We start from the raw sequence: 22,265 nt of genomic DNA, 5'->3' as shown, positions 1-22,265 counted from the left end.
AAAATTTCTGACAGTCTCTTTTGGAACTGCGTGTCTTCCTTGAAACCGATGGACTCATAGACTTTTTGCGCCACCTCGTAATTGCTGCTGGTCGACACGCGCAGTCGCACCGCATGTGTTTCCTTGGCCATCTTCTTCGCCTGTTTCATCAAGTGATCGGCGACCAGTTGGCGGCGCGCGTCCTCGGCAACATAGATGTCGTTGAGAATCCATACCCGCTTGAGCGACAGCGATGAGTAGCTGGGATACAGCTGGCAGAAGCCCAGCAGTCTGCTCTCGTCATCCTTGGCCAGCGCCAGATAGATCACTGACTCGTCACGACGCAGACGTTTTTCGAGAAAGTCCCGTGAGGAGTCCGGGAACGGTGACTCACCGTAGAACTCGCGGTATTTGATGAACAATGGGCAGAGCAGGTCCAGGTGTTCGAGAGTCGCTTTGATGATCCGCATGGTTGGCCTCAACTTCCCTATGGGCTGATGCAGTGCGCCGGGATGATTACGCGATCCTGCCCGGCGACTTTAGAAAGCACAATCTAATGTGGTGCGGCCGGGCCGTCGAGCAGGAAATTGCCGATCGGCTTGCCTGAATGCTCGGCAGATCCGTCTGACTCAAGGGTCTGCAGTTGCGCTTCGTCTTTAAGATTGACCCCCGAGATCTGCCGCCTGCAGGCCTCGCGCATCAGGTACAGCAGCCGATGGGCTGCCATGCCATAGCTCAAGCCCTCCAGGCGCACGTTGGAAATACAGTTGCGGTGCGCATCATTCAGCCCGACCTTCGGCGCGTAGGTGAAATACAGCCCCAGACTGTCCGGTGAGCTTAGGCCCGGGCGCTCGCCGATAAGGATAACCACCATTTTCGCGCCGAGCAGTTCACCCACCTCGTCAGCCACGGCGACGCGGCCCTGCTCGACCATTATCACTGGCGACAGGGACCAGCCTTCGGCGTTTGCCTGCTCTTCAAGGCGAATGAGAAAAGGCACGGCATGTCGATGCACGGCCAGGGCTGACAGACCGTCGGCGACCACTACCGCCAGATCAAGACCGCCCGGATGAGCCGCCGCGTACTCGCGCAGTGCCTGCGCAGACTCTTCATTCAGGCGTCGGCCCAGGTCCGGGCGTTGCAGGTAGCTGTCTCGGTCGGCAGCAGCGCTGTGCAGCAAAATGGTTTCACGACCTTTCTCGGTCAGTTGCGCGCTGATCGCGGCATGATCGAAGGCCAGATGCACAGCATCGCGCGCCTGGGCATGCGCCGCTTGAAAGTCGAGCTGCGCGGAGGTGGGCAGGCTGGTGCCGGTTCGCCCCAGCGCGATGCGTGCGGAGGTCAGGCGGCGTAGCTCCAGCCAGGGATTGGCTGGTGCGGCGTTGTCTTGTATTTCGTTCATTGGCTGATCACTCATGCGAGGTGCGCCAGTGCCTGGCGGAACGCAGGCGGCAGGCTGTCACCGAAGCGGACGCGGCCGTCGGTCTGGGTAAAGATGCCCATTTTCTCCAGCCAGGCCTCGTATTCCGGTGCGGGACGCAGGCCCAGGCTTTGCCGGGCATACAGCGCATCGTGGAACGAGGTGGTTTGATAATTGAGCATGATGTCGTCCGAGCCGGGGATGCCCATGATGAAGTTGATCCCGGCAACTCCCAGCAGCGTCAGCAGGGTATCCATGTCGTCCTGATCGGCTTCTGCGTGGTTGGTGTAGCAGATGTCACAGCCCATCGGCACACCCAGCAGCTTGCCGCAGAAGTGATCCTCCAGACCGGCACGGATGATCTGCTTGCCGTTGTAGAGGTACTCGGGGCCGATGAAACCGACCACGGTGTTGACCAGAAACGGATTGAAATGCCGGGCGACGGCATAGGCTCGGGTTTCGCAGGTCTGCTGGTCGACGCCGTGATGTGCGTTGGCCGACAGCGCGCTGCCTTGCCCGGTCTCGAAATACATCAGGTTTTTTCCGAGGGTGCCGCGGTTCAGGCTCAGGCCCGCTTCGTAGCCTTCCTGTAACAGCTTGAGACTGATGCCGAAGCTTGCGTTGGCGGCCTCGGTGCCGGTGATCGACTGGAACACCAGGTCCACCGGTACGCCACGGTTTATCACTTCGATGGACGTAGTGACATGGGTCAGCACGCAGGATTGGGTCGGGATTTCATAGCGCTGGACGATGGCGTCGAGCATTTCCAGCAAGGCGACGATGGACGAGGTGCTGTCGGTTGCCGGGTTGATACCGATCATGGCATCGCCATTGCCGTACAGCAGGCCGTCGAGCACGCTGGCGGCAATGCCGGACGGGTCGTCGGTGGGATGATTGGGTTGCAGGCGTGTCGACAGCCGCCCGCGCAGGCCCATGGTGTTACGAAAGCGCGTCACCACCCGGATCTTCTGTGCCACCAGAACCAGGTCCTGCACGCGCATGATTTTCGACACGGCAGCGGCCATTTCCGGTGTCAGGCCGGGAGCCAAGGCGCGCAGGCTGGTTTCATCGGCCTGCTCGCTGAGCAGCCAGTCACGAAAGCCGCCGACCGTCAGATGGCTGACCGGGGCAAACGCCAGTTTGTCGTGGGTATCGATGATCAGCCGGGTGACTTCGTCCTGTTCGTACGGGATCAGGGCTTCTTCAAGAAAGTGCTTGAGCGGAATATTCGCCAGCGTCATCTGCGCTGCAACGCGCTCGCCGTCGCTTTGCGCCGCAACCTCGGCCAGATAATCACCGGATCGCGCGGGGCTGGCCTTGGCCATGACTTCTTTGAGGCTGTCGAAGCGGTACGTCTGCGCACCGACAGAATGGGAAAAGCTCGCCATACAGATTCTCCATGACGTCGCGCTGTTTGCGTCGGACGTAGTCTTTCGGGTGAACCGGTGACGTCCCGGTTCAAACGACTGTGGGAAGCGATGCAAGCAATTAATACTCCATCCCGACCGGGAGTGCGAGTTTGCAACCATGAACAGAGGATTCAGAGCAAAGATGCATCACGCCAAGGCAGTATGCCAAGGCGCCATGCACAGGGTTGGTGCGCGATGCTTTTTGAGATGACTATTGTGCTGACACCGCGCATTTGAGATCGGACGCAGAGCATCCAGAAAGGCATTCCCACGCGGAGCATGGGAACGATGAACATCCTGAGGCGACTATCGTGCCGATGCTCCGCGTCGGCATGCAGTTCGTGACGTTCTGCGTCACAAGCTCGTGCTGACCCCGCGCATTCGAGATCGGACGCAGAGCGTCCAGAACCGCGTTACCACGCTGGAGCGTGGTAACGATATTCGGACAATCAGCTGGCCTAGAAAAAAACCAACGGGTTGGTGTCATAGCTCACCAGCAGGTTTTTGGTCTGTTGATAGTGCTCAAGCGCGATTTTGTGGGTTTCGCGGCCGACGCCGGACTTCTTGTAGCCACCGAATGCGGCGTGGGCCGGGTACAGGTGGTAGCAGTTGGTCCAGACTCGTCCGGCCTTGATCGCCCGGCCCACACGGTAGGCGCGGTTGATGTCGCGGGTCCACAAGCCTGCGCCCAGACCGAACTCGGTGTCGGTGTCGTTGGCGATGGCCACAGCTTCTGCTTCGTCCTTGAAGGTGGTGACGCTGACCACCGGGCCGAAGATTTCTTCCTGGAACACACGCATCTTGTTGTTGCCTTTGAGCAGCGTCGGCTGGATGTAGTAGCCAGTGGACAGGCTGCCCTCAAGCTTCTCGACCTTGCCGCCGGTCAGCAGCTCGGCGCCTTCGCCCTTGGCGATGTCCAGATACGAAAGAATCTTGTCGAATTGTTGCTCGGATGCCTGAGCGCCGACCATGGTGTCAGTGTCCAGCGGGTCGCCGCGCTTGATCTTCTCGACCTTGCGCATCACCGCTTCCATGAACTGTGGATAGATCGACTCCTGCACCAGCGCGCGGGACGGGCAAGTGCAGACTTCGCCCTGATTGAAGAACGCCAGCACCAAACCTTCGGCGGCCTTGTCGATGAACTCTGGTTCGGCGCTCATGATGTCTTCGAAGAAGATGTTCGGCGACTTGCCGCCCAGCTCGACGGTGGACGGGATGATGTTGTCCGCCGCCAGTTTCATGATGTGCGAGCCGACTTGGCGATGCGTTTGCTGCTGGCCAGCGCTTCACCCGCTTCGCGGCCATAACCCTGCACGATGTTCAGCACGCCGGGAGGCAGCAGGTCGCCGATCAGTTCGATCAGCACGCTGATGCCCAGCGGCGTCTGCTCGGCAGGTTTGAGCACGATGCAATTACCGGCAGCCAGCGCAGGGGCGAGTTTCCAGGCGGCCATCAGGAGCGGGAAGTTCCACGGGATGATCTGCCCGACCACGCCCAGCGGCTCATGAATGTGATAGGCCACGGTATTGCCGTCGATTTCGGCGGCGCTGCCTTCCTGCGCACGCAGCACGCCGGCGAAGTAGCTGAAATGGTCGGCGGCCAGCGGAATATCGGCGTTGAGGGTTTCGCGGATTGCCTTGCCGTTATCCCAGGTTTCGGTGATGGCCAGGACTTCCAGATTGGCTTCGATGCGATCGGCAATCTTCAGCAGGACCAGCGAGCGTGCCTGCACCGAGGTCGAGCCCCAGGCCGCAGCGGCAGCGTGCGCAGCGTCGAGGGCCTTGTCGATGTCTTCGGCGGTGGAGCGCGGAAACTCTGCAATGGCCTTGCCGGTGACCGGCGAGGTGTTGGTGAAATACTGGCCTTTCACCGGTGCGACGAGCTCGCCGCCGATATAGTTACCGTAGCGTTCCTTGAAATTGACGATAGCGCCTTCGGTACCGGGATGAGCGTAACGCATGATATGTCTCCTGGTTCTTGTTGTGAGGGAGTCTGTGTCGATTCTGCTTTCGGGCATATGGCAATAAGCGTTCAAGAATAGGCCAATTGCATCCGACCGTGGTTAGGACTTTAGGCTTATCTGCCGGTCATTGAAATGGCCTGTGCAGGCAATGCAGCGGACAAACTCAGGGTGCCATTTCACCGTCCCTACGTTAACCTGCGCAGATGTTCTGAGAGGTTGGTCATGCATATTCATATCCTTGGTATCTGCGGCACGTTCATGGGTTCTCTGGCGGTGCTCGCCAAAGAGTCGGGGCACCGGGTCACCGGCTCCGACGCCAACGTCTATCCGCCGATGAGCACCCAACTGCAAGCCCAGGGCATCGAGCTGACCCAGGGTTACGATTCTGCGCAACTGGACCCGGCACCTGATCTGGTTGTGATCGGCAATGCGCTGTCGCGTGGCAACCCGGCGGTTGAATACGTGCTGAATAAAGGTTTGCCGTATGTGTCCGGCCCGCAATGGCTGGCCGACCATGTGCTGCAAGACCGCTGGGTATTGGCGGTGGCCGGTACGCACGGCAAGACCACCACCAGCAGTATGCTGGCCTGGGTGCTGGAACATGCCGGCATGAGCCCCGGTTTCCTGATCGGCGGCATCCCGCAGAACTTCGCCGTGTCGGCGCGTCTGGGTGACACCCCGTTCTTCGTAGTCGAGGCCGATGAATACGACAGTGCGTTTTTCGACAAGCGCTCCAAGTTCGTTCATTACCGCCCGCGCACTGCGATCCTCAATAACCTTGAGTTCGATCATGCCGACATCTTCCCGGATCTGCCCGCTATCGAACGCCAGTTTCACCATCTGGTGCGTACCATTCCGAGTGAAGGCCTGGTGATCCATCCGACCACCGAGCCTGCGTTGTCGCGGGTCATCGAAATGGGCTGCTGGACGCCGGTGCAAACCACTGGCGAAGGCGGTCAGTGGCAGGCTCGACTGTTGAGTGAAGACGGTTCGCGTTTTGAAGTGTTGTTCGAGGGCCAGCTTCAAGGTTGCGTCGAGTGGGACATGACCGGTCAGCACAACGTGGCCAATGCCCTGGCAACGCTGGCGGCTGCTCGCCACGTGGGCGTTGTGCCTTCGCTGGGCGTGCAGGCACTCAGCGCCTTCAAGAGCGTCAAGCGGCGCATGGAAAAGGTCGCCGAAGTGCGCGGCATCACTATTTATGATGACTTCGCTCACCACCCGACGGCCATTGCCACCACGCTGGATGGCCTGCGCAAGAAAATCGGTGATGCGCCGATCATTGCCGTCATCGAACCGCGTTCCAATTCCATGAAGCTTGGCGCGCACCGCGATGGTCTGCCGGAAAGCGTGAGTCAGGCAGATCAGGTGGTCTGGTATGCCCCGCCCAATCTTGGCTGGGACCTGGCGGCTACGGTCGCAGGAGGCAGCGTACCCTCGACGGTATGTGATTCGCTTGAAGCAATCATCGCGCGAGTCCATAGCCAGGCGCGGCCCGGCACGCATATCGTCATCATGAGCAACGGCGGCTTTGGCGGTCTGCACGGCAAACTGGCCGAGGCGCTGAAATGAGCGGTCCGGAGCGCGTTACGGTTGCGATGACCGGCGCTTCTGGCGCGCAATATGGCCTGCGCTTGCTGGATTGTCTGGTGCGTGAGGACCGGGAGGTGCACTTCCTGATTTCCAAGGCCGCGCAGTTGGTAATGGCCACCGAGACCGACGTACGCCTGCCACCCAAACCGATGATGATGCAGGCGTTTCTGACGGAATACACCGGCGCGTCTGCCGGGCAGATTCGCGTTTATGGTCGTGACGACTGGATGTCGCCAGTGGCGTCAGGTTCTGGTTCGCCCAGCGCAATGGTGGTGGTGCCATGCTCCACCGGTTCGCTGTCGGCAATTGCTACCGGGGCCTGCAACAATTTGATCGAACGCGCTGCCGACGTCACGCTCAAGGAGCGTCGCCAGTTGATTCTGGTGCCCCGCGAGGCTCCGTTTTCCAGTATTCATCTGGAGAACATGCTCAAGCTGTCGAACATGGGTGCGGTGATTCTGCCCGCATCTCCGGGCTTTTATCATCAGCCGCAGACCATCGACGACCTGGTGGACTTTGTCGTCGCGCGGATTCTCAATCTGCTGAATATTCCTCAGGACATGCTGCCGCGTTGGGGCGAGCACCACATTGGCGGCGATGAATAAGCTGATATTGATATCACTTGCGCTGGCACTGACCGGCTGCGCCACCGCGCGCACGCTCGATGCGGCCAAACCCGGCGCGCCGGTGGTGTATGCAGGCACGCGGTTGAATATGTATGCGCTGCAGGGTGGTTGCTGTGCGGCTGACCGTTTCGGTGCCGAAGCACCGAGCTATCCGGGCCTGGACCTGCCGGGCAGCGCGCTGCTCGACACCTTGTTGCTGCCGCTGTCATTGCTGACGGCAGCGGGACTAGGGGTTCAGGCTACGGGCGGGCTTTAGGGTTACCGGTGCAACACCTGCGCTATCAGGTAATGCTCCCTTGGGTGACGCAGAGCGTCACGAATTGCATTCCCACGCGGAGCATGGGAACGATCATGCGATGGGCTGGAAAACGATCATCGTCCGGCCGCAGCGACCGTCATCTACTTGCCCAGCTTGCGCAGTTCATCCGACTCGACGATACGCTCGCCATTCTGCTCTTCCAGCGCCAGGCGCCACATGGCGCGGGCCAGCTGGCAGGCTTCGATAGCGCCATACTTACCGGGGATCAGTTTGGCGATGGGGGCTGCCAGTTGCTCGACCCAGCGGGTTTCGGTGCGGCTGCCTACCAGCAATGAAGGGCGGGCGATGGTCAGTTGCGGCCAGTCCTGCGCGCGCAATGCCTGTTCCGTCTCGCCTTTGATACGGTTGTAGAAGGTGCTGGACTTGGGGTCTGCACCAATCGCACTGATTACCAGCAAGTGGCGCGCGCCCAGCTCACGCGCTCGTTTGGCGAACGCTGTGACCAGGTCCAGATCAACCGCCTTGAACGCATCCTGTGAGCCCGCTTGCTTGATCGTGGTGCCCAGGCAGCAGAACGCGATATCCACACGGCCAGCCAGTGTTGGCAGCAGAGTGGTCAGCTCGCCGACCAGGTTTTCAAGGTGCGGGTGTTCTGCCAAGGGCCTGCGCGTTGGTGCCAGCACGCGGCTGACTGTCGGTTCGTTGAGCAGGCGGTCAAGCAAGTGCTCGCCCGTCAGGCCGGTGGCCCCTGCAAGCAGGATGTGTTGCGGCGTCAGATACATAACCGTTCTCCCTTCATACACTGATAGCCTAGTGGCTAGTCGAGGTCTTCGCTTCCGTGCGGTTCAACGCCGTATTCAAAGCGCGTTCGGCCTGGCTTTTGCGCAACTGCTGCCAGCGCGCCAGAACTCCTTTCGGTGCCCATATCTGCGGTTCGGAGGCGTCGAAATTGTCTTCGCTCTCTCGTTGGGCAACATAGGCTTTTGCTTCGTTGAAAGCGTGTTGCAGGTCATCGGTTTCGACCAGTGCCCTGGCGAATAGTGCATCGCCAAAGTAAGTGAAATCAGCCTCTTCCGAGCAGCCGAACGACACCCGGTCGGCGCGTGAGGCGGTCATGATCAACGTGCGTTCATCTTTCAGGTCTGGAATGAAACCACCGGAATAACAGGCCGAAATCACCACGATCTTGTCACGATTCTTTAGTGGCGCAAGGGCCGCGGCGAGGGCATCGGCGGGCAGGTCGGCCAGCGACAGACGCGGCTGGTCCAGCACCAGCTCATGGTCCTGGGTGCCGTGGCTGGTCAGGTAAATGAAGATCAGGTCTTCCGGGCCGGTACGTTGCGCGAGTGTCTGGGCTGCGCGGGAGATGGTCTCGCGGGTTGCCATTGGCCGGTCATCCATGTGGTCGCGATGATTGACCAGACTGACCTGCCCGACGGCTCCAAAACGCGACTTCAGCAGGTTGCTGACATAGTCTGCCTCGCGCATGAACACACTCTGCTTGCCGTCGCCGCCCACGACCAGGGTGTAAAGCTCGGTGGCGGGCGTTGACGCAGGGACTGCGGCCAGCGCTTTTTCCAGCAGGGTGCCTTGTACCAGCAGCCCTGCTTCAAGTGCGTCGGGCAGCAGTTTGCCTTTGGCGTCGCGCACCCGTTGGCCATTGGCCCAGATACCGCGCTGCTCCTTGCCGTCCGGGGAGATCAGCACGCCATCGCCCTGATAGGTGTCATCGGCGAACTGGCCGACATAGCGGCTGCCGTCGGCCAGTTGCAGCTGGCCTTGCCCCATGAAGCGCCAGTTGTCGAAGTCGCCTTGATAACGGCTGCCGTCAGCACCGATCAATTCGCCTTTGCCGGTCAGCGCGCCTTCCTTGAAATCACCGCTCCAGACGTCGCCGTCGCTATTTTCATAGCGACCTTTGCCGTCGAGCTGGCTGTTGCGAAAGTTGCCGACGTATTGATCGCCATCAGCGCTGGTGAAGCTGCCGGTGCCCTGCAATTGACCGTCGACAAAATTACCGCTGTATTGATTGCCGCTGGCGTCACTGCGCGAACCTTCGCCGTTGGCCTTGCCATTGGCGAACATGCCCTGGTGCTGGCTGCCGTCTTCAAGCTCCAGACGTCCGGGGCCGTCGTACAGGCCTGCCTTGAACTGACCGCGATAAAGCACGCCCTTGTCTTTCTGAGTGCCTTCGCCGTCGCGCAGCCCGAGCTTGAAGTTACCGACATAACTCGCGCCATTGCGGGTCGTCAATCTGCCCTGACCGTTGAACAGGCCTTGCTCGAAACCACCCTTGTAGACGTCGCCGTTGCTGGCGTGCCATTCACCCTGGCCTTGGCGCAGGCCGTTTTCGAACTGGCCTGCGTACCAGCTGCCGTTGGGGTAGTCGATACGGCCCTGGCCCTGCAATACGCCGTTGACCAGATCGCCGCGATAGCGCCCGCCGTCGGAGAGGCGGCCGTCGGGCGGCAAAATTGATTCGCCATCACCGCAGCCTGCGATCAAGAGTGTCAAAGCCAATGGAGCGAGCGCGCGCATGTGAGATCCCGGAAGAATGATTCAGGGGCGGGCCCGGCTCTGCTTGAGCAGATGTTATGGGGCACGACCGCAGGGGAGTATGCCGCAGCGAGTAAGCGGGATGAAACAGTCTGTTACGACTGTTTCATGTTTTAAACGTGTTACACGAAACACAGGGTTAAAGGTTCGGCCACAAAAGCGGGTTTTTCCTGACCTTCGATCTCCAGTGTGGCGATTGCCTTGAGCAGCCATTGGCCGGGTTTTTTCTCGGTCACTTCAGTCAACTGGACCTTGAGACGCACGCGAGAGTTGACCAGCACTGGCTGAACGAAGCGCACGCTGTCCATCCCGTAGTTGACCGCCATCTTCAAGCCTTCGGGCAGCACCATGATGCCCTCCATCAGCTTGGGGATCAGTGACAACGACAGGAAACCATGCGCAATAGTCGCGCCGAACGGAGTCTGCGCCGCTTTGACCGGGTCGACATGAATGAACTGGAAGTCCCCTGTGGCTTCAGCGAACAGGTTGATGCGCTCCTGGTCGATGGTCAGCCAGTCTGAACATTCTGCGTCCTTGCCAATGTAATGCTTGAGCTCTGTGACGGGTACAGAAGGCATGCCGCTCTCCTTGTCTGATGTGGTTTGTGTCGAGGTGCCACCGCCCGCATCAGCTAACGCCTGCGGGCGAATCACAAGATCAGCAGAGTGTTGCCGGTTGGTCAAGCAACTGCCTCAATACGAATACCCGCTCATGACCTGCAACGCGGCGTGTTTATAATGACGCCGATAATTCGCTGGATTCGTTTATTTGCCGGGGTCCTCATGTTGTTACGGGGTTTGACATGGCTGGTGCTGTTCCAATTGTTGGGAACCGCGCTGAACCATCTGTTTCTATCGATATTGCCGGGGCCGATCATCGGTCTTGTGCTGTTGATGGCCTATCTGGTGCTGCGCGGTGAAGTGAGCGAGCCGATCAGCATGGCCGCCAGCAGTCTGCTGCGTTATCTGCCGCTGCTGCTGGTACCGCCTGCCGTTGGCGTTATGGTGTATGCGTCGGCCATCGCCAAGGACTTCTGGGCGATCTTCGGTACGCTGACCCTGTCGTTGATGATTTCCGTGACCTTTGTCGGCTGGCTGATGCAGACACTCATCAGGTGCCAGGCCCGACGCCAGGAGGGGTCATGAATATGGACTGGCACGGTGCATGGCTATCGGTGATTCACCATCCGCTTTTTGGCATCGCGATCACCCTGGGTGCCTATCAACTGGCGATGGCTGTGTACGAGCGAACCCGTTGGCTGTTTCTGCAGCCGGTGCTGGTCTCGATGGTGGTGGTAATCAGTGTTGTGCTGTTCTGCGATCTTGAATACACCGAGTACCGCAAGAGCACTGAAATTCTCAGCACGCTGCTGGGGCCTGCGACCGTGGCGCTGGCGGTGCCGCTTTACCTGAATATGCGCCGAATCCGACAGCTGTTCTGGCCTGTCTTGACTACGCTGGTAGTCGGCGGGGTTTTTGCCACCGGGTTGTGTGTCGGGTTCGGGGTGCTGTTCGGTGCCGACCATATGATTCTGATGACCATGGCACCCAAGTCGGTCACCTCGCCCATCGCCATGCTGGTTGCCGAGCAGATCGGCGGCGTCGCAGCCCTGGCGGCGGTTTTTGTGTTGATTACTGGCGTATTCGGTGCCATTTTCGGCCCCGGTCTGCTGTCGCTGGCCGGGGTTGATAACCCTACGGCTCGCGGCATGGCACTGGGTCTTACCGCTCATGCGGTGGGGACTTCCGTGGCATTGCAGGAGGGAGAGGAATCGGGGGCTTTTGCTGCGTTGGCAATGAGTCTGATGGGCGTTGCGACGGCACTGTTCCTGCCGCTGGCAATGTCGCTGGCCATTTAAAGGAGGCTTTTCCATGACGTTGCCATTGTTTCCGTTGAACGCTGTGCTGTTTCCAGGTTGCGTGCTTGATCTGCAGTTGTTTGAAGCGCGCTATCTGGACATGATCGGCCGCTGCATGAAGCAGGGTGAAGGGTTTGGTGTGGTGTGCATCACCGAAGGAAGTGAGGTGGGCACCGTGCCGGGCGGCTACTCGCCGATTGGCTGCGAAGCACTGGTCACGGATTTCCAGCAGCAGGACAACGGCTTGCTGGGCATCCGTGTCGTCGGTGGGCGGCGCTTCCGGGTGGTCGCCGCTGAAGTTCAGCGCGATCAACTGCTGATGGCCGAGGTTGAATGGCTGCAAGAGCCAGTGGAGCGTCCGTTGCAGGAAGAAGACGCCGACCTCGTTGCACTGCTGGAAGCGCTGGCCGAGCACCCGATGGTGGCGTCCTTGAACATGGGCGTGTCGGCCGGTGGGCAGTATTCATTGTCCAACCAGCTTGCCTATCTGCTGCCGTTCACCGAAAAGGACAAGGTGGAGCTTCTGGAAATCGACGACCCCGAAGAACGCCTCGACGCGATTCAGGAGCTACTCGATGAAATGCAGGGCGATCTGCAGGCCTGAGCCTCGATCGCGCTGCTCATTGCGCAACACGTCAGGCGAGGTTAGCGCGGCGGATATTGCTCCAGAATTTTTGCCACCGTGGTGCGGATGGCCTGCTCCCGTTCAGCCGGGTTGCCAGCGTTGTCGTTAAGGATGCGCTCGGTGCTGCCGCGCCAGACCAGTTTGCCGTCCTTACCGTCGAACATATCAATCTGCAAGGTGCCGACCTTGTAGTCGACGCTGCGGGTTTCGGTGTTCATCGGCCCGTTCCAGTAGCCATAACCACCCCAGGGATTCCAGCCCCCGCCATAGTTGGTGCTGACCGTCTGCTGACGGTTTTCGACAATCAGCCAGGCCTGCACTTTCAAATCCGGCCGGGCACCGGCTGTTGCCATGCGCAGACCGCGCTGGTCCAGCTGTTCGCCGATCGATTGGCGAAGACGCTGCTCGGTCAGGTCGCTCTTGAGCCGCGGATCATTGTCAGGCTGATACTGAACGGCGGGCTCCTTCCAGCTCCAGCTGCGATAGCCGCCGAAATCCCGCTGGGCATCGAAGTCGCGATTGATCGAGTTGCTCTGACAGGCCGTCAGCAGCACGGCACAGGTCAGCAGAACGATACGGCGAAACATGGCAGTTCTCCGAAAGGGTTACGAAGGCGGGTAGGCCGCCAGAGCCTGTTGCACGGCCTGGCGCAACGCACTGCTGCGGTCGGCCAGATTATTGCTGGCGCGCGCATCGGCGCTGGCGCTCCATACCGGCTGGTTGCTGCGCGCGTCGATCAGGTTGATCTGCACCACCATGACCTTTTCCTGATAGGTGCGTACCACCGGCACGCTGGCGTAGCCGCCGTAACCGGGCCGGTAGCCATCGTAGCGGCCATAGCCCATGCCGCCCCCATAGTAGGGATCGTAATCTTCACGCACCTGACGCAGCCGGGTTTCCTGGCGGGTCGTGGCAGTGACGTACAAGTCTGCCGGCTGATTGCCGCGAGCCGGTCGCAAACCACGCTGGTCCAGACCGTTGCTCACGGCTTCGACCACCTGCGCCGAATCCACCCACGCCGTACCGGGCGGCAGCTGGCCGTTGAGCCAGCCCCAGGACCGATAACGCCCATAGTCCCGCGGCGGCGCAGGGTAGGCGCTCATGTCCAGCGTCCTTGCCGCCTGCGCAGGAGCGGGCGGCATGGGCAGAGAGCTGGCGACATACGGGTTGTCGCTCTGGCAGGCGCTGATCCCGAACAGACTGGTCCCCAGCAGCACGGCAAACAAGGCAGAACGGTGTTTCATGGTGGGCTCCGCAGTGATGTCAGACCGGACGGCACATCCAGTGAAGGTATCGACCCAGCCCGGCAAAGGCTGGATGACGCCGATGCGCCAGTTCCATTTCCAGCAGATCCGTCAGCTCGGCCCGAGCCTGGAATTCAACCGGCATGTAATCGTGAAATACCCGCACCCCGCTACGGGTTTCGACTTGCCACAGGCCTTCAAGTTGCGTCGCCAGTTCCCGAGGGTCGAGCGGTTGTTGTGGCGTCAGGCTCTGCTTTTCCCCGGCCATGTCATTTTTGCGCATCTTGCGGAAATGACCTTTCAACAAGTTGCGATAGATCAGCGCATCACGGTTGTAAAAAGCCAGTGACAGCCAGCCATCGTCGCGGGTCAAGCGGCGCAGTACCGGAAGGATGGCGTGCGGCTCGGCCAGCCATTCCAGCACGGCGTGGCACAGCACCAGATCGTAAGTGTCGCTCAGTAAACCGGGCAGCGCCTGCCAAGGAGCCTGAATGAAGGACGCCGCCTGTCCGGCCTCGACAAAGCGCTGACGTGCGCCTTCGAGCATGGGTTCGGCGGGCTCGGCCAGGGTCACTTCATGTCCTTGTTCGGCCAGCCACAGTGACATGTGGCCCAGCCCCGCGCCGATATCCAGCACGCGAAGCGGTCGTGCGGGCAGCGTCTCGGTCAAATCGACCTGCAGCACCGCTAGACGAACGGCTCCCTTGGCACCGCCGTAGATCTTTTCTGCAAAGCGGGTCGCCAGCTGGTCGAAATGCCGATCACTCACTTGGCAAATCTCCGCTCGCTGTCTGCCAGCTTGTTGCGCACCACGGTTTCCATGTCCAGCCCCAGCTCGCTGCACAGCAACAACAGATAAAGAACGATATCGCCGACTTCCTGACCGGCATGTTCCAGTTGGTCGGCAGGCAGCTCGCGGGACTGGTCTTCACGCAGCCACTGGAATATCTCCACCAGCTCAGCCATTTCCACGCTGGCAGCCATGGCCAGATTTTTCGGGCTGTGAAATTGCTTCCAGTCATTCTGGTCGCGGATGCGGTGCGGGCGTTGGGTCAACTCGTCGAGGTTCATCGTGCTCTCCTGAAGGTGCATAGCTTCAGGGGGAACGGGTCGCCAGGCAAGTGGGCGTTGCGGTTTGTTCAGCCATTGAAGGGAGCGGTGCTCCCGTCAGAGGGTTTTATCAGGGATGCATCACTCGGTTGCAGGCTGCCAGCTACCGATCATATGCACGATGCCCTCCTGGCCTTCGACACGGAACTGACCATGAGAGCCAGCGGCGCTGGCCGAGAGTGTGACGTCGGCGGGCAGGCGTACCGGCTTCTGGAACTGCACGCTGATCTCGACATTCGAGGCTGGCAAGTGCTCGCCAAGGGCCGCGAGCGTACGTGCCTTGAGCCACATGCCGTGAGCGATGGCACGCGGGAAGCCGAACAGCTTGGCGCTGGGTGCGCTGAGGTGAATCGGGTTGTAGTCGCCCGACACCTTGGCGTACTCGCGCCCGATTTGTGCCGACGCACGCCAGTTGTCCAGCTCGATCAGGGGCAGCGGCGCAAGCTCGGGATGCTCTACAGGCGCGTCTTCCAGATGCACAGCGGTGCACAGCATGGTACTTTCTTCTTCCCAAAGCAGGCCCATGCCGTCCTCGGCCTGAGTCACCAGGGTGAAGGTGGCGCCTTTGGCGTGCGGGCGCAGGTCGGTGGCCTGAACGCTGATATACAGCTGGCTTACGCCGCCGAGCGGGCGATGAGTGCGAATGCGATTGGCAAGGTGAATAAGCCCCAGCAACGGAAACGGGAATTCCTGAGAGGTCATCAGCTGCATTTGTAACGGAAAGGCCAGCACATGCGGATACGTCGGCGGCAGCAGGCTGCTTTCTTCGAATCCACAGACCTTGCGGTAGGCATCAAGCTTGTCGGTATCGACCGCGATCCAGCTTCGCAATCCCAGATCGGGTAACTGCGACCCTGTGACCTTGCGCCTGAGCGCTGCCTGGATGAACAGGTTGGACAGGGGCTGCAGAGAATTGAGGTAGCGCCAGTGAGCCGTCATCATCCATCTCCTTGAATTCGATGCTGGGGCTTATGCCCCGATCACGTTTTGACCACATACACGTAGAACCTGACCGCTCACCGCGCCGCTGCCCGGCTGGCTGAACCACGCCACAGCTTCAGCAACATCCTGTGGCGAACCGCCCTGACCGAGCGAACTCATGCGCCGTCCTGCCTCACGCAGGGTGAACGGCATGTGCGCGGTCATTTTCGTTTCGATGAAGCCTGGCGCGACGGCATTGATGCTGATGCCGCGCGACTTGAGCCCGGGAGCCATCGCCTTGGCAAAACCGATCAGACCGGCCTTACTGGTGGTGTAGTTGGTTTGCCCGCGATTACCGGCAATGCCGCTGATCGACGCCATGAGCACAATCCGCGCGTTATCCCTCAGCGCACCGGCGTCGAGAAGCACCTGAGTCAGCACTTGCGGAGCGTTGAGGTTGACCGCCAGTACCGAATCCCAGAAGTCCTCCGGCATGTTGACCAGCGTCTTGTCACGCGTGATGCCAGCGTTATGCACCAGTATGTCGACGCCGTCCGGCAGGTGTTCAAGCAACTGGGCCGGAGCATCCGCCGCGCAGATATCCAGCGCCAGCGCCTGGCCGCCGAGCCGTGAGGCCAGTGCTTCCAGTTCGTTTTTGGTCTGTGGCACGTCCAGCAGGATGACCTGCGCGCCATCACGGGTCAGGGTCTCGGCAATCGACGCACCGATGCCGCGCGCCGCGCCCGTCACCACAGCCTTGCGTCCGGCCAGCGGGCGAGTCCAGTCCTGCACTTTGCCCGGACAGGCGCTCAGGTGGACAAACTGACCGGAGATGAACGCAGCCTTGGGCGTCAGGAAGAAGCGCAAGGCGCCCTCCAGTTGATCCTGCGCGTCGTCATCCACTTGCAGCAGCTTGACCGTTGCGCCGTTGCGCACTTCCTTGGCCAGCGAGCGGCTGAAACCTACGATGGCCTGTTGAGTGCTGGCCGCCAGCGGATCAGCGAGTGTTTCGGGGGATTTGCCGAGGATGACCACATGTGCGCAGTGGTCAAGATTGCGCAGCAGTGGCTGAAAGAAGTCCCGCAGCTGCCTGAGCTGCTCAGTGCGCAGAATCTGGCTGGCGTCGAACACCACCGCTTTCAGGCGAGGCCCCTGGTTGGACACCCAGGTGGTGGCGCCAGGCATGTCACTGCCAAAACTGTAAAGCGAGTCGGTCAGACGGCTGGCGAACTGCCGGACCTGATCCCCCAGCGGCCCGGCACTGATCAGCAGTGTGCCTTCTACAGGACGAAGCCGGCCGGCCTGCCAGCGCTCCAGGTGCGTGGGGGCGGGCAGACCGACGGCATTCACCAGGCGCCGACCCATGTCGGAATTGGCGAAATCAATATAGCGATCTGACGGCATGGAACACTCTCCTGAAGTCGGGGTTCAAAGGAATGGACCACGGTGGCATGACGTTTGTTCTTGCGATCGACACGGCTCATCCATTCGCTTGAAGAAAGGGAGTTTTCCATGACGCATCCTCGTCGGGTCGCCATCGTTGGCGGTAACCGCATTCCGTTCGCCCGCTCCAATGGTCCTTACGCCACTGCCAGCAATCAGGACATGCTCACTGCCGCTCTGGAGGGGCTGATCGAGCGCTTCAATCTGCACGGGTTGCGCATGGGCGAGGTAGTGACAGGCGCGGTGCTCAAGCACTCCAGAGACTTCAACCTGACCCGCGAATGCGTGTTCGGCTCGCGACTGTCGGCGCAGACCCCGGCGTATGACATTCAGCAAGCCTGCGGCACGGGGCTGGAAGCCGCGTTGCTGGTGGCCAACAAAATCGCGCTGGGGCAGATCGAGTGCGGCATTGCCGGGGGCGTGGACACCACGTCGGATGCGCCGATAGGTGTCAATGAAGGGCTGCGCAAGATTCTGTTAAAAGTCAACCACGGCAAGACGCCGGGCGACAAGATCAAGGCCCTGATGCAGTTGCGTCCGCATCACCTCAAACCGGAGCTGCCCCGTAACGGCGAGCCACGTACGCGGTTGTCTATGGGCCAGCATTGTGAGCTGATGGCGCAGAACTGGGGCATAGAACGCGGGGCGCAGGATCAACTGGCGCTCGAGAGCCATCTGAAAATGGCCGCAGCCTACGCCGAGGGCTGGCAGGATGACTTGATGACGCCGTACCTTGGGCTGATCCGTGACAACAACCTGCGCCCGGACCCTGACCCTCGAAAAGCTGGCTGGCCTCAAGCCTGCATTCGAGCGAAGTGCCAAGGGCACGCTGTCGGCCGGCAACTCGACGCCGCTGACCGACGGCGCGTCGGTGGTGTTGCTGGCCAGTGAAGAGTGGGCGCACGAGCGCGGCCTGCCGGTGCTGGCCTATTGGCGGGATGGCGAGGCCGCGGCGGTGGATTTCGTCAACGGCGCAGAAGGGCTGCTGATGGCCCCGGCCTACGCCGTTCCACGCCTGCTGGCGCGCAATGGCCTGACCCTTCAGGATTTTGATTACTACGAAATCCACGAAGCCTTTGCCGCGCAGGTGCTGTGCACGCTCAAAGCCTGGGAGGACGCTGATTACTGCCAGACCCGTCTGGGACTGGACGCGCCATTGGGTGCTATTGACCGCAGCAAACTGAACGTCAAAGGCAGCTCGCTGGCAGCCGGGCATCCGTTTGCCGCAACCGGAGGCCGGATAGTCGCCAAACTGCTCGATGCAGCAGGCAGCGGGCGTGGATTGATTTCGATCTGCGCAGCTGGCGGGCAGGGTGTTACGGCGATTCTGGAGCGTTAGGCAAATACTGGGGGCATGGGCATAATCCACAGCGGAAAAGGACGGTACGTCTAAAGAGATATGACGCGGAGCGTCATGAACGGCATGCCGACGCGGAGCATTGGCACGATAAGGTTCTTCTGGACACCTCTCGTTCCTCACGCTCCAGCGTGGGAATGCATTTCGTGACGCTCCGCGTCACACCCGTGCGCGGGATGAACAGTCAGCATTATTGGCCTGTAACGTTGAGGTAAGGCATGGGGTTCATCATTGGGGTATCGGTACTTCTGATTCTGATCGGCACGGTGTTCTATCTGTTTGACAAAGGCGCGCGGACCCGCTGGCTGAGGCCCTATATCGGCCTGGCGCTGATTGGGTTGCTGATCGGCGGGATGGGGTTGCTGGTGGGGCTGGTTTCCGATGAAATCGAAAGTTATTTCCTGCTGGTTGCCAAATGGGTGATCGCTGTGACCGGTATCATGTTTTGCCTGCGGCTGATCATACTCATCGCCAGGCGCTTCATCGTCAGAAATTGAGCGTGCAACCCGCCCATGTGTGACAGGACAACGTGGAAAATCACTTCAAATTTCTGACCTTGCCCAAGACATCGGGCGAGGTCGCCAACGTCTTCATTCACTGCTATTCGTCAGGGCATGATCTGGACGACCGGCGCATGCTGGCCAACAGTATTCCTGGTGCCTTGCGCCAAAGCGTGAATATTCTGGCGTTCTGGCCATCCAGCCATTTTACCCAGATGGACAACCGTTCCCGTGGCCTGTTGATGGCCGCCGCCCGAGTGCATCCGCTGGCGGGCGCAGCCGCGCTGGCGGGAGACCGCGTCGTTCATTTTGCGCGTATCCGCAACCGGGCTCGCGATATGGGCAAAGTGTTGCTGGCACAACTGGACCGTTACCTGTTCGAACATCATCCGGACGTAAAACAGGTCAACCTGATTGGCCACTCACTGGGCGGACGACTACTGGTCAGCGCGCTCAAGAACCTGCAACAGACGCCCGAACACGGGCTGGTGGTGGGCGATGTGTTGCTGATGGCTGCTGCGGTGCGCATTGACGCGGCCGAGGCCGAAGTGTTGAAGCAGAAAATCAGCGGACGATTGATCAACGCTTACTCCAGCGAAGACCACGTGCTGTTGCTGAATCTGGGCGAGAAGAGCCTGGGACGCACGCCGGTCGAGCATTTCGAGAATGTGCGGATGCAGGGTTATCGCCATCACCATTACTGGAGACGCTTGCAGGAAGTGCTGATCGCAACTCGCTTCAGCGGCTGTGAAGGACTGGAAACCGGCGTTGCCGTTTTACCGACGGTCAGCCGCGACCCAGTGTTGCAGGACATCTGGCTGCACAGCGTTCTGGCCCGCTCGCCAGACTACGTGCTGGAGGCGGCCATCAAGCATTTGTGCAGCAGTCGATGGACGCGCCTCAAGGCCACCGAAGCGGATCGCACCTACGCATTTGTGCGCGAATTCCAGCTGGTCGCCGGACACTTTCTGATCAATGCCGCCCGGCGTCGAGGCGTGCCCTACACGCGAGTGCTGGGCATGCTGGCGCGGCAATACGGCCTGAGCGATTCGCTGCACAACTGTGCGACGGTGGTTGAAGTGGAGGAACTGCTGCTGCGGACGTTTTTCCGGCAGGCGTTCAGCAACGATCACCCGCTGGTACAAATGCCTCGCGCCAGTGTCAGCGCGATGAGCTGGGAAGTGTATGCGGCACATATCGACGCACTGGCCGAGCGTTTGACCGTTGCTGCATTCTTCAAGCCTGCGCAGGCCGAGAAAGCTCCCGGCACGATCAAAGGGTTGCTGGGTGCAATTCGCCAGGCGCCGGTGCAGCGCCTGCTGACGCACTTTGGCACGGCGCTCAGGCCGGGTTATTCAGCGTTGATCCCGACAGTGGCAATCGTCTTTTACGCGCGCGTCACGCTGGGCGATGACGCGCTGATGTAACAGTGGTCAGGCGGCCTGGGCTTCTTCCAGCGCGGCCTGCGAAAGCTGCTGGCGATGACGACTGGCGTAGCTCTCGGCGATGATCGAACAGACGATCAACTGCATCGGGTGGTAGATCATGATCGGCAACAGGATCAGGCCCAGCCCCGGATTACTGCCGAAGATCAGCGCTGCCATCGGCGCCCCTGCTGCAAGCGATTTCTTGGTGGCGCAGAACACCGCCGCGACCTTATCGGCATGATCGAACTTGAGCGCCCGTGCGGTGCGCGTGGTCATCAACAGGATCACCGCCAGCAGCAGCGCGGTGCCGACGAACGCCGTCAGGATCACGCTGTTGCCCTGGCTTTGCCACATGCCGGAGATCATCGAGTTGCAGAACGCCGCGTACACCAGCAGGAGGATCACCAGCTTGTCGATCAGGTTGGTGTACTTCTTGTGCCGCGCGAAGAACTTGCCCAGCAGCGGCCGCAGTAACTGGCCCAGTATCAGCGGCAGTAGAAGCATCGCGCACAGGTTGAGCAGCGTGTCGCCCAGATCAATCCCCCCGGCACCGGTGCCGACCAGCAGGCTCACCAGCCACGGCGTGATGAAAATCCCGATGACGCTGGACATGCTGGCGTTGAGAATCGCTGCCGGAACATTGCCGCCTGCGCTGCCGGTCAGCGCCACCGAGGACGAAATGGTCGAGGGCAGGGCACACAGGTAGAAAAAGCCCAGCATCAGCAGCGCAGGTACATGCGAGCCGAGCAGTTTGTCGCACACCAGCCAGATCAGCGGAAACACCACAAACGTGAAGACCTGAATCATCACGTGCAGCCGCCAGTTGGTCAGCCCTCGTTTGATCTGCTCGCTGGACAGGTTCACGCCGTGCAGAAAGAACACCACGAACACGCCGATGTTGATGACGTATTCAGCGTGCATGCTGCCGCCAGTAGCACCGAAACGCGGGAAAAAGTAGGCGAGCACCGTCGCCAAAACCATGCCCCAGAGGAACCAGTCGGTGGCGACGCGCTTGAAATGTTTGAGTGATTGCATGACGGACCCGGACAACTTTTGTAAACAAGGATGTGCGCAGGCTACTCTGTTGCATAACAGCCGTCTTGCGACATAAGGCCATAAGATGCCGACTAACGGACAGATCGATCAGCGACATCCCACTGGCGAGCGGCAGATACCGGCACTGTCCGGTCTGCCGCGGCCGCTGTATGCCCGCGCTGAAAGCCTCAGCGCCGGTTCATGGACGCCGCCCCATCGTCACGACTGGGTGCAGTTTTCCTACGCGATCAGCGGGGTATTGGGTGTGCACACCGCCGAGGGTAGTTTTTTTGCACCACCACAATGGGGCGTCTGGGTGCCTGCGGGGCTTGAGCACGAGGTCGTGACCTCCATGCGTGCCGAAATGCGCAGCCTGTACATTCGCACGGCTGATTCCGGCTGGGCACCACAGCGTTGCCGGGTGCTGGAAGTCACGCCGCTGGCCCGCGAACTGATCAAGAGCTTCTGTCTGTTGCCCGTGGACTATCCCGAGCAGGACAGCCATGAGGCGCGGCTGGTGCAGGTATTGCTGGACCAACTGGCGCACCTGCCGGAAGTCGGTTTTTCGCTGCCGTTGCCGCGTCACCCGCGTTTGCTGAGCCTGTGCAACGAGTTGATCGAAGAACCGGGCCAGTTGATTACCCTGCACGACTGGGCGGCACGTCTCGGCACATCCGAGAAAACCCTGATGCGCCTGTTTCAGCGGGAAACCGGGTTGAGCTTTCGTGGCTGGCGTCAGCGGGCACGATTGCTGTCTTCACTTTCTGCACTGGAAGAGGGCGCCAGTGTGACCCATACCGCGCTGGCCTGTGGTTATGACTCGACGTCGGCTTTCATCGCTGCGTTCAAGGGCTTGTTCGGCTATACGCCCGGTGATTTGTTCAAGTAACGCCAGGTTGTATTGCGCACTAACGAGTGCATTTAAGGATTCTCCGATCAA

At 60.4% G+C, this 22,265-nt stretch carries 22 protein-coding genes and 2 pseudogenes; 10 read left to right on the top strand and 14 right to left on the bottom strand.

Features of this window, described 5'->3' with window-relative positions:
* The 4 genes and pseudogenes from ALO64_RS08640 to ALO64_RS08625 all read right to left on the bottom strand — a co-directional run.
* The coding region (locus ALO64_RS08640; protein ID WP_054991694.1) for a GNAT family N-acetyltransferase at window positions 1-449 on the bottom strand (449 nt) is incomplete at its 3' end.
* Window positions 450-532: 83 nt separating this feature from the next.
* The gene (gene eutC / locus ALO64_RS08635; protein ID WP_010212896.1) at window positions 533-1,396 is read right to left on the bottom strand and encodes an ethanolamine ammonia-lyase subunit EutC; all 864 of its coding nucleotides are present in this window, start codon (window positions 1,394-1,396) and stop codon (window positions 533-535) included.
* Complete coding sequence (locus ALO64_RS08630; RefSeq protein ID WP_002551875.1) at window positions 1,393-2,787, bottom strand: ethanolamine ammonia-lyase subunit EutB; 1,395 nt, start codon at window positions 2,785-2,787, stop codon at window positions 1,393-1,395. The genes eutC and ALO64_RS08630 overlap by 4 nt, the downstream gene beginning before the upstream one ends.
* Before the next feature lie 479 nt (window positions 2,788-3,266).
* Window positions 3,267-4,768 (bottom strand): annotated as a pseudogene (locus ALO64_RS08625) (aldehyde dehydrogenase family protein).
* Between the two features lie 225 nt (window positions 4,769-4,993).
* On the opposite strand from ALO64_RS08625, the gene mpl reads away from it, so the two are divergent.
* The 3 genes from mpl to ALO64_RS08610 are packed head-to-tail and all read left to right on the top strand — an operon-like array spanning window position 4,994 to window position 7,246.
* A complete protein-coding gene (gene mpl / locus ALO64_RS08620) occupies window positions 4,994-6,343 on the top strand; it encodes a UDP-N-acetylmuramate:L-alanyl-gamma-D-glutamyl-meso-diaminopimelate ligase (protein WP_002555553.1) in 1,350 nt (449 codons plus the stop codon).
* Window positions 6,340-6,969, top strand: coding sequence for a flavin prenyltransferase UbiX (ubiX, locus tag ALO64_RS08615; RefSeq protein ID WP_002555552.1), 630 nt, complete (start codon window positions 6,340-6,342; stop codon window positions 6,967-6,969). The genes mpl and ubiX overlap by 4 nt, the downstream gene beginning before the upstream one ends.
* Window positions 6,962-7,246: a YceK/YidQ family lipoprotein gene (locus ALO64_RS08610; RefSeq protein WP_002555551.1), complete on the top strand. Its 285-nt coding sequence runs from the start codon at window positions 6,962-6,964 to the stop codon at window positions 7,244-7,246. Before ubiX ends, ALO64_RS08610 begins: the two co-directional genes overlap by 8 nt.
* 143 nt (window positions 7,247-7,389) lie before the next feature.
* On the opposite strand, the gene ALO64_RS08605 is transcribed toward ALO64_RS08610, so the two are convergent.
* The 3 genes from ALO64_RS08605 to ALO64_RS08595 form a co-directional block, all read right to left on the bottom strand.
* Window positions 7,390-8,031, bottom strand: a complete 642-nt coding sequence (locus tag ALO64_RS08605; RefSeq protein WP_044344847.1) for an oxidoreductase — start codon at window positions 8,029-8,031, stop codon at window positions 7,390-7,392.
* A gap of 28 nt (window positions 8,032-8,059) precedes the next feature.
* Window positions 8,060-9,787: a C13 family peptidase gene (locus ALO64_RS08600; protein ID WP_044344846.1), complete on the bottom strand. Its 1,728-nt coding sequence runs from the start codon at window positions 9,785-9,787 to the stop codon at window positions 8,060-8,062.
* Window positions 9,788-9,927: 140 nt separating this feature from the next.
* Window positions 9,928-10,383: a MaoC family dehydratase gene (locus ALO64_RS08595; RefSeq protein ID WP_002555548.1), complete on the bottom strand. Its 456-nt coding sequence runs from the start codon at window positions 10,381-10,383 to the stop codon at window positions 9,928-9,930.
* A gap of 204 nt (window positions 10,384-10,587) precedes the next feature.
* On the opposite strand from ALO64_RS08595, the gene ALO64_RS08590 reads away from it, so the two are divergent.
* Genes ALO64_RS08590 through ALO64_RS08580 form a run of 3 tightly spaced genes read left to right on the top strand, consistent with a single transcriptional unit; the run spans window position 10,588 to window position 12,267 of the window.
* Entirely contained in the window at window positions 10,588-10,950 is a 363-nt protein-coding gene (locus tag ALO64_RS08590; protein ID WP_044344845.1) for a CidA/LrgA family protein, read from the top strand.
* Window positions 10,947-11,663 carry an LrgB family protein gene (locus tag ALO64_RS08585; protein WP_044344844.1) on the top strand — a complete coding sequence of 239 codons (717 nt, stop codon included), beginning with the start codon at window positions 10,947-10,949 and terminating at the stop codon, window positions 11,661-11,663. The genes ALO64_RS08590 and ALO64_RS08585 overlap by 4 nt, the downstream gene beginning before the upstream one ends.
* Window positions 11,664-11,676: 13 nt before the next feature.
* Window positions 11,677-12,267 (top strand): LON peptidase substrate-binding domain-containing protein, encoded by a 591-nt coding sequence (locus ALO64_RS08580; RefSeq protein WP_002555545.1) that lies wholly within the window; start codon window positions 11,677-11,679, stop codon window positions 12,265-12,267.
* Between the two features lie 41 nt (window positions 12,268-12,308).
* Here the strand turns inward: ALO64_RS08580 and ALO64_RS08575 are convergent, their stop codons facing one another.
* From ALO64_RS08575 to ALO64_RS08550, 6 genes are all read right to left on the bottom strand, one after another.
* A complete protein-coding gene (locus ALO64_RS08575; protein WP_002555544.1) occupies window positions 12,309-12,875 on the bottom strand; it encodes a DUF4136 domain-containing protein in 567 nt (188 codons plus the stop codon).
* Window positions 12,876-12,893: 18 nt separating this feature from the next.
* The gene (locus tag ALO64_RS08570; RefSeq protein WP_002555543.1) at window positions 12,894-13,532 is read right to left on the bottom strand and encodes a DUF4136 domain-containing protein; all 639 of its coding nucleotides are present in this window, start codon (window positions 13,530-13,532) and stop codon (window positions 12,894-12,896) included.
* A 19-nt stretch (window positions 13,533-13,551) separates the two neighbouring features.
* The gene (locus ALO64_RS08565; protein ID WP_044344843.1) at window positions 13,552-14,301 is read right to left on the bottom strand and encodes a methyltransferase domain-containing protein; all 750 of its coding nucleotides are present in this window, start codon (window positions 14,299-14,301) and stop codon (window positions 13,552-13,554) included.
* On the bottom strand, window positions 14,298-14,603 hold the full coding sequence (locus ALO64_RS08560) for a MazG-like family protein (RefSeq protein ID WP_044344842.1): 306 nt from the start codon (window positions 14,601-14,603) through the stop codon (window positions 14,298-14,300). Before ALO64_RS08560 ends, ALO64_RS08565 begins: the two co-directional genes overlap by 4 nt.
* 120 nt (window positions 14,604-14,723) lie before the next feature.
* Window positions 14,724-15,581, bottom strand: coding sequence for a MaoC family dehydratase (locus ALO64_RS08555; protein ID WP_005731172.1), 858 nt, complete (start codon window positions 15,579-15,581; stop codon window positions 14,724-14,726).
* A gap of 30 nt (window positions 15,582-15,611) precedes the next feature.
* Window positions 15,612-16,967 (bottom strand): 3-oxoacyl-ACP reductase, encoded by a 1,356-nt coding sequence (locus ALO64_RS08550; protein ID WP_002555539.1) that lies wholly within the window; start codon window positions 16,965-16,967, stop codon window positions 15,612-15,614.
* A gap of 108 nt (window positions 16,968-17,075) precedes the next feature.
* Between ALO64_RS08550 and ALO64_RS08545 the strand changes: the two are divergent.
* The 3 genes and pseudogenes from ALO64_RS08545 (at window position 17,076) to ALO64_RS08535 (ending at window position 20,290) form a co-directional block, all read left to right on the top strand.
* Window positions 17,076-18,345, top strand: a pseudogene (locus ALO64_RS08545) (acetyl-CoA C-acetyltransferase).
* A 236-nt stretch (window positions 18,346-18,581) separates the two neighbouring features.
* Window positions 18,582-18,860 carry a hypothetical protein gene (locus tag ALO64_RS08540; protein ID WP_004643020.1) on the top strand — a complete coding sequence of 93 codons (279 nt, stop codon included), beginning with the start codon at window positions 18,582-18,584 and terminating at the stop codon, window positions 18,858-18,860.
* A 32-nt stretch (window positions 18,861-18,892) separates the two neighbouring features.
* Window positions 18,893-20,290 carry a DUF726 domain-containing protein gene (locus ALO64_RS08535; RefSeq protein WP_044344841.1) on the top strand — a complete coding sequence of 466 codons (1,398 nt, stop codon included), beginning with the start codon at window positions 18,893-18,895 and terminating at the stop codon, window positions 20,288-20,290.
* Between the two features lie 6 nt (window positions 20,291-20,296).
* On the opposite strand, the gene ALO64_RS08530 is transcribed toward ALO64_RS08535, so the two are convergent.
* Window positions 20,297-21,325: a bile acid:sodium symporter family protein gene (locus ALO64_RS08530; protein WP_002555535.1), complete on the bottom strand. Its 1,029-nt coding sequence runs from the start codon at window positions 21,323-21,325 to the stop codon at window positions 20,297-20,299.
* An 85-nt stretch (window positions 21,326-21,410) separates the two neighbouring features.
* Between ALO64_RS08530 and ALO64_RS08525 the strand changes: the two genes are divergently transcribed.
* On the top strand, window positions 21,411-22,214 hold the full coding sequence (locus ALO64_RS08525) for an AraC family transcriptional regulator (protein ID WP_002555534.1): 804 nt from the start codon (window positions 21,411-21,413) through the stop codon (window positions 22,212-22,214).
* The last annotated feature ends 51 nt before the right edge of the window (window positions 22,215-22,265 follow it).

The sequence above is a fragment of the Pseudomonas meliae genome (genome assembly GCF_001400515.1).
GTDB classification, from domain to species: Bacteria; Pseudomonadota; Gammaproteobacteria; order Pseudomonadales; family Pseudomonadaceae; genus Aquipseudomonas; species Aquipseudomonas amygdali.
This window is presented reverse-complemented; position numbering and strand designations above follow the sequence as displayed.